Origin of the sequence: Corynebacterium sp., assembly GCF_030535495.1 — a bacterium.
GTDB lineage: Bacteria > Actinomycetota > Actinomycetes > Mycobacteriales > Mycobacteriaceae > Corynebacterium.
The window spans coordinates 1-8,947 of the sequence record NZ_JAUNRW010000087.1 but is presented as its reverse complement, the minus strand read 5'-3'; the positions used below and the strand labels follow the sequence as shown (position 1 = coordinate 8,947).

The window sequence follows — 8,947 nt, the reverse complement described above, 5'->3', positions numbered from 1 at the left end:
ATCAGCCCCATGCACATGCATGGGGCTGATGCACGTTCTCACCATCAAGCACAGCGAGACCTGGTTACTCCGCCTGCTGCTCGGCCATCCGCCAGCGGATGCCCGACTCGAGGAAACCGCCGATGTCTCCGTCGAGCACCTTGGTGGGGTCGTTGACCTCGAAGTTGGTACGCAGGTCCTTGACCATCTGGTACGGGTGCAGCACGTAGGAACGCATCTGGTTACCCCATGATGCCTGGCCGCCGGCGCCGAGGGCGTCCATCTCGGCGCGCTCCTCCTGCCGCTTCTTCTCCAGCAGCTTGGCCTGCAGAACGCGCATGGCCGAGGCCTTGTTCTGGATCTGGGACTTCTCGTTCTGACACGTCACCACGATGCCCGTCGGGATGTGGGTGAGGCGGACGGCGGAGTCGGTGGTGTTCACGGACTGGCCACCGGGTCCGGAAGAGCGGTAGACGTCGACACGCACGTCCGACTCCGGCACCTCGATGGAGTCCGTCTGCTCGACGACGGGCAGCACCTCGACCTCCGCGAAGGAGGTCTGGCGACGACCCTGATTGTCGAAGGGGCTGATGCGCACGAGGCGGTGCGCACCCTGCTCGACGGAGAGCTGGCCGTACATGTAATCGCCGTGGACGACGAAGGTCGCGGACTTGATGCCCGCCTCCTCCGCGTAGGAGATGTCGTAGACGTCGACCTTGTGGCCGTTCTTCTCCGCCCAGCGGGTGTACATGCGCATGAGCATCTCGGCCCAGTCGGCGGCATCCACGCCACCGGCGCCGGAGCGAATGTTGATCAGGGCCTCGCGCTGGTCGTAGTCGCCGGAGAGCATCGTCTGCACCTCGAGCGCCTCGATCTGGGTGCGCATGTCGGCGAGCTCTTCGTCGGCCAGCTCATCGCCCTCGCCCTCCTCCTCGGCGAGTTCGTACATGACCGGCAGGTCCTCCAGCCGCTGGCGCAGATCGGTGAGCTTGCGCAGCTTGCCCTGCACAGCCGACAACTCGGAGGTGACCTGCTGCGCGTGATCGGGGTTGTCCCACAGACTCGGGTCCGCGGCCTGCTGCTCCAGCTCGCGCACGCGGGCGGACATCTCCTCCGGGTCCATCACCTTCTCAATGGTGGTGAGGGTCGCGTTGAGGTCGTCGAGTGCTGCAGAAATGTCCGGTCGCATAATCCCCTACTCTACTGTGCTTGCCGACGCCCGCCCCTCCGGTCCCGGGAAGGTGAGACACAGGGCGGCCGGAACCACCAGGCCCACCGCCGTACCGGCCGCGATGAAGGGCAGTCCCATCGCGGACATGCCGGTCTCGTCAGGGATGACCTCGGCGATGAGGAAACCCACGGTCAACCCGAAGGAGGTGGCCCACGCCGGCAGCAGCCCCTTCGGGGAGACCTTCGTGCCCAGGACAATGACGAGGATGACCGACGCCAGCCCGCACGCCGCAACCTGCGCCCAGTGGTATTCGTGTCCCAGCAGCATCCGGGGCATGGTGATCATCCAGACGGCCAGGCCGCCGAGCACGCCCAGGATGAGCGTCGCCCAGGCCCGCCAGGACCTGCCGGCGATGATCATCATGCCTATCGGCCAGACGAGCGGAGCAGCAGCGACGACGATGGCGATGGGATTCATCGCGACCGCCTCCTAGCCAGCGCCCCGGACACCGAGCCGACCAACGCCAGCGAGGCACACGCGCCGATGAGCAGGAAGATCAGCCCGGCACCCCACTGGCCGGTCTCATCCTGGCTGCCCGCCCACACACCCCAGGCGAGCGCGAAACCGCAGGCAGCGGTGAAGCCCAGGGGCGCGCCCTCGCGTGGACACCGCCAGGCCAGGACGGCGGTGACCGCCACCATCACCGCACCCGCGACCACGACCTGCCAGGGCAGGTAGTCCCCGTGCAGGCCCAGGGGCCAGCTCATGAGCGCCAGCCACACCACCAGGCCACCGACAAAGGCGAAGGCGAGGTGCCGGATGCTGCCCGGGCGCTGGCGGCGGCGCACCATGAGGTAAGCCACCGGGGCAATGGTCAACAGTGCAAGAAACACCATGTGTCAACCTTAGGCCCTGAGGCCCATCACGGTAGGCCGTTCGCGAACCACCCCCCTCCCCCACCCTGACGCCCAGCACGACACCCGGCACAATAGTGGCCATGACTCAACAGCACCCCGCCGCCAGCCTCGACGACATGATCGCCGCGATCACCAAGACCTTCGTCATCGCCCATGACCAGGATTCCGACGAGCACCTCGCCCAGGCACTGGTCTACAACGCCGGGCGTCTGGCGTGGCGGCTGCGGGAGCAGGGCCTGCCCACCAGGCAGAAGACCTCGGTCTCCGATGTGGTGACCGTCGCCGACACAGCGGCGGAGGACTTCATCTCCGGCGTCCTCGCCCAGCTGCGCCCCGAGGACGGCATCCTCGGCGAAGAAGGCGCGGAGCGCACCTCCTCCTCCGGCCGTTACTGGGTGATCGACCCGGTCGACGGCACCTACAACTTCGCCTCCGGCTCGGACTACTGGTGCTGCGCACTGGCGCTGGTCGAAGGCGCTCCCTCCGATCCGGAGAAAGTCATCCTCGGTGCGGTCCACCGCCCGGCCATGGGCTACACCTGGCTGGGCGGGCCAGAAATTCCCACGAGGCGGGACGGACGGGACGTCGCAAAGCTCGTGGACATCGACGCTGATCAGCTGAGCCTGGGCACCTACATCCACCCCACCTCCCTGGCGCAGCCGGAGCGCGCTGCGGCGTGGATGCGCGCCGCCGCCGAAGTCGCCACGCTGCGCATGCTGGGTGCCGGTTCCGTCGATCTGGCCTCGGTGGCCGACGGCACGTTGGGTGTGTGGATGCAGCACTCCGTCGCCGACTGGGACTGGCTGCCGGGACTCGCCCTGGTCCAGGGCGCCGGGGGAACCGGGGTGAAGGTCGAGGCCGGCGGGGTCACGTGGTGCGTGGCGGGCAATTCCCGCGCCGTGGAACACGTCGCCGCCGCGCTGACTAGGATGTCGGCATGACCAGTTACGCCGATGACCTCGCCCTCGCTCTCGAACTCGCCGACCTCGCCGACGCGTTGACCCTGGAGCGTTTCGAGGCATCCGACCTCAACGTCACCAGCAAGCCGGACATGTCCCCTGTCTCCGATGCGGACCTCGCGTGCGAGGAGGCCCTGCGCGCCAAGCTGGCCGACGCCCGCCCCTCCGACGCCATCCTCGGTGAGGAGTTCGGTGGCGAAGCCACCCACGAGGGCCGCCAGTGGGTCATCGACCCCATCGACGGGACCAAGAACTTCGTCCGTGGGGTGCCCGTGTGGGCCACGCTCATCTCCCTGCTGGTCGACGGCGAACCGGTCGTCGGCGTCGTCTCCGCCCCGGCACTGGCCCGCCGCTGGTACGCGGCCGCCGAGTCCGGCGCCTGGCGCTCCTTCGCGGGCGGTTCCCCGAAGAAGCTCTCCGTCTCCGGGGTCGAGTCGCTGGACGACGCCTCCCTCTCCTTCTCCTCCCTCGAGGGCTGGGCCGAGCGAGGCCTGCGTGAGAATTTCATCGCCCTCAGTGATCAGACCTGGCGCCTGCGCGGTTACGGCGACTTCTTCTCCTACTGCCTCGTCGCCGAGGGGGCGGTGGACATCGCCGCTGAGCCGGAGGTCTCCCTGTGGGATCTGGCCGCCCTCTGCGTGCTCGTCACCGAGGCCGGAGGGCGCTTCACCTCGCTGGCCGGTCACGACGGTCCGCACGGCGGCGATGCTGTGGCCACCAACGGGTTGCTTCACGACGCCGCGCTCACCGCGCTCAGCACGTAACCACCAATGACAACAGCCCTCCCGATCGACTCGATCGGGAGGGCTTTGCTACGGGGCGTCGATACGCTAGTTCGCCAGCTGGAACCCGGCGCCGACACCGCCGCGCTTGTCCATGTCGGCGAGGACGTTGTCCAGGTTGGTCGACACGGTCGGCATGAACAGGCCACCCTGCAGGGGGGTCTTGCAGGACAGGCGCTGGTCCGCGACCACGCCGCCGGAGATCATCCCCACCATGCGGTCACCCGCCAGCACCGGGGCGCCGGAGTCACCCACCATGGCGCAGACCTGGGAGATCTGCAGAGCTTCATCGGCGGACCACACATGCCCGCAGGTGTTGCCGGTGGCCACACCCTGCTTGCACAGCATCTGGCCCGGCGCGACCGGGCCGCCGAGGCGGTTGACGGTCACACCGTTGTAGGACCGGGTGATCTCGGAGTTGGAACCGAGTTCGATGACGGAGTAGTCGTGCAGATGGTTGCTCACCGCCACGGTGCCGGAGGCCCCCACCTGCCAGGAATCGGCCGACCACACCTTGTCACCCGGGTTACCGCAGTGACCGGCGGTGATACCGACCTTGCGCCCTTCGGCATCGGTGCCCACGACACCCAGGGTGCACATCATCTGATCGCCGACGAAGATCGGGGTGCCGGGACCGTAGAGGGACCTGTCCTGGTTCTGCACCACCATGGACTCCTCCGGGATGCGCGGCGCATCGAACCACGAACCCGGCACGCGGTGCAGGACCCAGTCGGCGAAGGGCTTACCGGCCATGACCTTGTCGATCGGATGATCCGTCCACAGGTAGTTCTGGTCGAGGGCGGCCTCGGTCTCATCGACCCAGGCTTCACCGTCGGCGTAGGCGGCGCGGTCGGTGACCTCCGCAACGGTGTCCTCCGCAACGGGGGCGTCAGCGGCGGGGGCCTTCTCGGGCAGGCGGGTGTTAGGGATGTGGGTGACAATCGCCTCGTCGACAGCGTCGGTCAGCGCCGGATCCACGGCCGGGGTCTGCACGCCGAGGGAAGCGAGCTGCGCGCGGACCTCGTCGATGAGATCCGCGGAGGCCACCTCCACCGGTTCCGGCGTCGGCACCGCGGGGGCGTCCGAGACAATCTCCGAGGAACCCTCGGGGGCTGCGGGCACCTCGCTGTGCGGCGCCTGTGCCGCCACGGTCGGCATCGCCCACGTCACCGCACCGGTCACAATCGCTGCAGTGATGAACTTCTTAACGCGGGCGTGCCGTCGCATGTGGGTGGGGTCCCCTTCCGGTGGTGCTGAACGAATACCACCACATCATGCCATGCCCGTCGGGTTTGGGAGCATGGACATGAATGTCGTGTCCGAACGTTAACCTAGACCCACCGTTTGTCCAGTTCAGACCTAAAAATGGGCATGCGTCAACATACGGCGGCGGCCGGCGGTGCCGGCGGGGAAGGTATCAGCGGACAATGTTGCGCAACAGGACCGCGATGGCCTCCAGGGCCAGCACCACAGCGACCACGAGAACGAGAATGAAGGTGACCACCTCGAACTGGAGCACACGGTTGGCGTTGAGCAGATAGAAGCCGATGCCGCCGGCGCCCACCACACCGAGGAGAGTCGCGGAGCGGAAGTTGACGTCGAGCTGGTAGATGAGGTGGGCGATGACCGCGGGGGCCACCTGCCGCAGTGTGGCACCGAAGAACACCTGCCACTCGGTGGCCCCGTTGGCGCGCAGGGCCATCTGCACGCGGGTGTCGGTTTCCTCGAGGGAGTCGGCCACCAGTTTCGACAACAGCCCCATGGCACCGACGGCCAGCGCCAGGGCACCGGCCACCGGGCCCATGCCCGTCACGATGACGAACACGATGGCCAGGATCAGTTCCGGGATACCGCGGGTGACCACGATGATGGTGCGGAATGCCTTCGCTGTGGTCGGATTGGGAGCGACGTTGCGGGCGGCTAGCACTCCCACCGGCAGTGCCAGGACCGCCCCGAGCAGGGTTCCGGCGAGCGCGATCTGGAAGGTGATGAGCAGCTGCTCCAGCAGCAGAACCAGGTGACCGCCGTGCGAGGGAGGCAGGAAACGCCCCGTGACCTCCGGAAGGCGGACGAACCCCTCGAAGAAGCGGCCCCAGTTGATGTCGGAGTACCACAGGGACACCACGATGATGGCCAGGAGCAGGCCGGTGAAGAAGGTCTGGCCGAGGCGGGCGGCATCCCACGGCGGGGTGGTACGGGTGGGCTCGGGGGCACCGAGGTTCTCCTGCGACCACCGGCCCTTCATCTTCCCGAACAGCCACAGGACGCCGAAGCGGGAAGGTTCGGCCTTGCGCCCGAGCAGCCGGGACCGCCACATGCCGGAGACGATCTCGGTGAGGATGCACAGTGCCAGCACCACGAACGCCAACGCCAGACCACGGTCATACTGTCGAACGGACAGGGCCGTCGAGAGTTCCATGCCGATACCGCCGACACCCACCCAGCCGAGGATGACCGAGTTACGCAGGTTGATGTCGAAACGGTGCAGGCCGGTGGCGACGATCGCAGGCATGACGGTGGGGATCGTCGCGCCGAAAATCTGCTGGATCCGCCCCGCGCCGTTGGTCTCCACGGCCTCACGCGGGCCGTCATCGGCGTCCTCGATGGCGTCGGCGTACAGCTTGCCCACCATGCCGATCGAGGACAGCCCCAGAGCCAGGATGCCGGCCATCGAGCCGAAACCGAAGACGCGGATGAAAAAGATCGCCAGGATCAGTTCGGGGGCGGCGCGCATGAGCACGATGAAAAACCGCGCCGCCGACCGCACCGCGGGGCTTGTCGACGTCGGCTTGGCCGCCAGCAGCGCCGCCACGAGGGAGAGCACCACCGCGAGGATGGTCGCCGAGACCACGATCGCCAGGGTCAGCGCCGTCATCTCCCACAGCTCCGCCAGGGACGGGAAATCCAGAGGCATGACGTTGCGGAAGAAGCGGACCGCGTTCTCCCAGCTGCGGATGAGGGTCGCGGCATTGATCTTCAACTCCGCCACGGCCCACACACCAGCGGTGACGAAGGAGACCATGATGACGGTCGCCAGGATGCCTGCCGGGGTCGGGGTGGTGAGGGTCCGCGGATCCGAGGGCTTCTCGACGAGAAGTGTGCTCGACACCTAGCGCCCCGCTCCGGAGACGGAGGCGTAGATCTCCATGGTCTCCTCGGTGGTGAGGTTCGCGGTCAGCTCGTCGAGAACCAGCTGTCCCTGGCGCAGACCGATGATGCGGTCACCCCACTCCATGGCCAGGTTGACCTGGTGGAGGGTGCACAGGACGGTGAGTTTGTCCTCCTTGGCGATCTGGGAGATCAACGTCATGATCTGGTCCGCGGACTCGGGATCGAGGGAGGCGACGGGTTCGTCGGCAAGCAGAATTCTGGGGCGCTGCACCAGCGCGCGTGCCACGGCGACACGCTGCTGCTGACCACCCGACAGGGTGTCGGCGCGCTGGAAACGCTGGTCGGCCAGGCCGACGCGTTCGAGCTGCTCGAGCGCGCTCTGGCGCACCGACTTCGGGTAGCTGATGAGGCCGAAGCGCGGCCCGCGCAGAGAGCCCAGCGCTCCGGCGCAGACGTTTTCCAGCGCCGTCATCGACCCCACCAGGTGGAACTGCTGGAACACCATGCCGATGTCACGGCGCAGGGACCGCAGCGCACCGCCCTTCGTGGCCGAGATGTCGCGCCCCAGCACCTGCACCCGGCCGCTGGTGGGCAGGTGCAGCCCGTTGACCAGCCGCAGCAGCGTCGACTTGCCGGAACCCGACAGGCCGAGCAGGACCGTGAAGCTGGATTCCTCGACGGCGAAGCTGACGTCGTCGAGGGCCGTGGTGGACGGGGCGAAGAACTTGGTCACATTCTGCATGGACAGCGGGGCGGAGTCCGGATCGATCCGGGGGGAGGCCTTCCGCTGGCCGGTGTCAGAATTGGCGGTGGCTGAAGTCATGGCGGTGTTCCGTTACGTGAGGGAGAGTGCTACTCGGTGCAGGCGGCGGCCTGGGTGAGGTCGCAGACCTCGCGGATGCCGTCGTAGGTGGAGTCGTCGACCGGGGCGTACTCGTAGGAGTCCTCCGGCAGGGTGCAGTCCTCGAGGGAGTCGCAGTAGCCGCGCTCCACGAGAGCGTCGACGTTGATGAGGCGATCCTCGCGGAACATCGTGCGGAGGGTGTCCTGGGTCTCCTGGTCGAGGGTGCCCGTGTTCATGTAGATCGGGGAGGCCGGGATGAGCGGGGACTCCCAGATGACCTCGTAGTCGCCCTCGCTGAGCTCGCCGCGGCCCGGCATGAGGACCTCGACCATGGAGTCGTAGGCGAAGGCCATGTCACAGGTCTCGTCGAGCAGCGCCAGGACGGCGGCGTCGTGGGAGCCGGAGAAGATGGCCTCGACGTCAGCCTCCGGGTCCAGACCGGCGTCGATCATGCCGGCGGACGGGTAGAGGAAACCGGAGGTGGAACCCTGGTCGACGTAGCAGACGGTGCGTCCCTCGGCGTCGGCCAGCTCGCGGATGTCAGACCCCGGGCGGACGAGGGCGTAGGAGACGTAACCCGGCTCATCACCCTCCTCCTCGATGCGACCACCGAGCGGCTCGAGCTCGGCGCCGGCCTTGGAGGCGCGGACGTAGGAGAACGGGGAACCGATGGCCATGTCTGCCTGACCGGCGACGAGAGCCTCGATGACCGCGGCGTAGTCGGTGGACGAGGAGAACTCGACCTCCTTGCCGGTCTCCTCGGAGATGACCTCCATGAGCAGCTCGAACTTGGAGACCAGGGCGGTGGCCTCCTCGGCGGGAACACCGGTGATGGTGATGACGCCGTCATCACCGCCGTTTCCGTTGGTAGCGGTCGTGGTCTCGTCGGCGGCATCGCCACAAGCGGTCAGGGCGAGGCTGCCGGCCACGAGGACAGCGGCAGTGGCCGAAAGACGGCGGCGCAGGGACGGGAAGATCATGGATTTCTCCTATTTCTGGGGGAAAGGCATGCGAAGCTCCTGTGGAACCAGGGCTGTTTCCGACCCTTCCCCACAGAAGTGAATCTCCGGTTGCCACTGCGTGAACCCCCCGTCCACACCGTGTGAACATCGCCCAGCCGCTCCCCCAGCAACGACGACACCCTCCCAACCGGAGTTGAGAGGGTGTCGTGGTGAATTGGTAGC

General features: G+C 67.4%; 9 protein-coding genes. 2 read left to right on the top strand and 7 right to left on the bottom strand.

Annotated elements, in window-relative coordinates:
• Positions 1-64 precede the first annotated feature (64 nt).
• From prfB to Q4F73_RS09775, 3 genes are read right to left on the bottom strand one after another with little or no spacing between them, the layout of a single operon-like run.
• A complete protein-coding gene (gene prfB, locus Q4F73_RS09785) occupies positions 65-1,168 on the bottom strand; it encodes a peptide chain release factor 2 (RefSeq protein WP_303359162.1) in 1,104 nt (367 codons plus the stop codon).
• Positions 1,169-1,174: 6 nt separating this feature from the next.
• On the bottom strand, positions 1,175-1,627 hold the full coding sequence (locus Q4F73_RS09780; RefSeq protein WP_303359161.1) for a hypothetical protein: 453 nt from the start codon (positions 1,625-1,627) through the stop codon (positions 1,175-1,177).
• Positions 1,624-2,046 (bottom strand): hypothetical protein, encoded by a 423-nt coding sequence (locus Q4F73_RS09775; protein WP_303359160.1) that lies wholly within the window; start codon positions 2,044-2,046, stop codon positions 1,624-1,626. Before Q4F73_RS09775 ends, Q4F73_RS09780 begins: the two co-directional genes overlap by 4 nt.
• 101 nt (positions 2,047-2,147) lie before the next feature.
• Between Q4F73_RS09775 and Q4F73_RS09770 the strand changes: the two genes are divergently transcribed.
• A complete protein-coding gene (locus tag Q4F73_RS09770) occupies positions 2,148-3,008 on the top strand; it encodes an inositol monophosphatase family protein (protein WP_303359159.1) in 861 nt (286 codons plus the stop codon).
• Complete coding sequence (gene hisN, locus Q4F73_RS09765; protein ID WP_303359158.1) at positions 3,005-3,790, top strand: histidinol-phosphatase; 786 nt, start codon at positions 3,005-3,007, stop codon at positions 3,788-3,790. Before Q4F73_RS09770 ends, hisN begins: the two co-directional genes overlap by 4 nt.
• A 66-nt stretch (positions 3,791-3,856) precedes the next feature.
• Here hisN and Q4F73_RS09760 read toward each other — a convergent pair whose 3' ends face one another.
• The 4 genes from Q4F73_RS09760 to Q4F73_RS09745 all read right to left on the bottom strand — a co-directional run bounded on the left by Q4F73_RS09760 (position 3,857) and on the right by Q4F73_RS09745 (position 8,743).
• Entirely contained in the window at positions 3,857-5,035 is a 1,179-nt protein-coding gene (locus tag Q4F73_RS09760) for a S1 family peptidase (protein WP_303359157.1), read from the bottom strand.
• A 190-nt stretch (positions 5,036-5,225) separates the two neighbouring features.
• The gene (gene phnE, locus Q4F73_RS09755; protein WP_303359156.1) at positions 5,226-6,917 is read right to left on the bottom strand and encodes a phosphonate ABC transporter, permease protein PhnE; all 1,692 of its coding nucleotides are present in this window, start codon (positions 6,915-6,917) and stop codon (positions 5,226-5,228) included.
• A complete protein-coding gene (phnC, locus tag Q4F73_RS09750; protein WP_303359155.1) occupies positions 6,918-7,742 on the bottom strand; it encodes a phosphonate ABC transporter ATP-binding protein in 825 nt (274 codons plus the stop codon).
• 29 nt (positions 7,743-7,771) lie between these two features.
• Positions 7,772-8,743 (bottom strand): phosphate/phosphite/phosphonate ABC transporter substrate-binding protein, encoded by a 972-nt coding sequence (locus Q4F73_RS09745; RefSeq protein WP_303359154.1) that lies wholly within the window; start codon positions 8,741-8,743, stop codon positions 7,772-7,774.
• Between the last annotated feature and the right edge of the window lie 204 nt (positions 8,744-8,947).

What these genes read in the sequence shown, in the direction of transcription:
- phnC (WP_303359155.1), bottom strand. Translation starts at nt 7,742, where the DNA reads ATGACTTCAGCCACCGCCAATTCTGACACCGGCCAGCGGAAGGCCTCC.
- hisN (WP_303359158.1), top strand. Translation starts at nt 3,005, where the DNA reads ATGACCAGTTACGCCGATGACCTCGCCCTCGCTCTCGAACTCGCCGAC.
- Q4F73_RS09745 (WP_303359154.1), bottom strand. Translation starts at nt 8,743, where the DNA reads ATGATCTTCCCGTCCCTGCGCCGCCGTCTTTCGGCCACTGCCGCTGTC.
- Q4F73_RS09775 (WP_303359160.1), bottom strand. Translation starts at nt 2,046, where the DNA reads ATGGTGTTTCTTGCACTGTTGACCATTGCCCCGGTGGCTTACCTCATG.
- prfB (WP_303359162.1), bottom strand. Translation starts at nt 1,168, where the DNA reads ATGCGACCGGACATTTCTGCAGCACTCGACGACCTCAACGCGACCCTC.
- Q4F73_RS09780 (WP_303359161.1), bottom strand. Translation starts at nt 1,627, where the DNA reads ATGAATCCCATCGCCATCGTCGTCGCTGCTGCTCCGCTCGTCTGGCCG.
- Q4F73_RS09770 (WP_303359159.1), top strand. Translation starts at nt 2,148, where the DNA reads ATGACTCAACAGCACCCCGCCGCCAGCCTCGACGACATGATCGCCGCG.
- Q4F73_RS09760 (WP_303359157.1), bottom strand. Translation starts at nt 5,035, where the DNA reads ATGCGACGGCACGCCCGCGTTAAGAAGTTCATCACTGCAGCGATTGTG.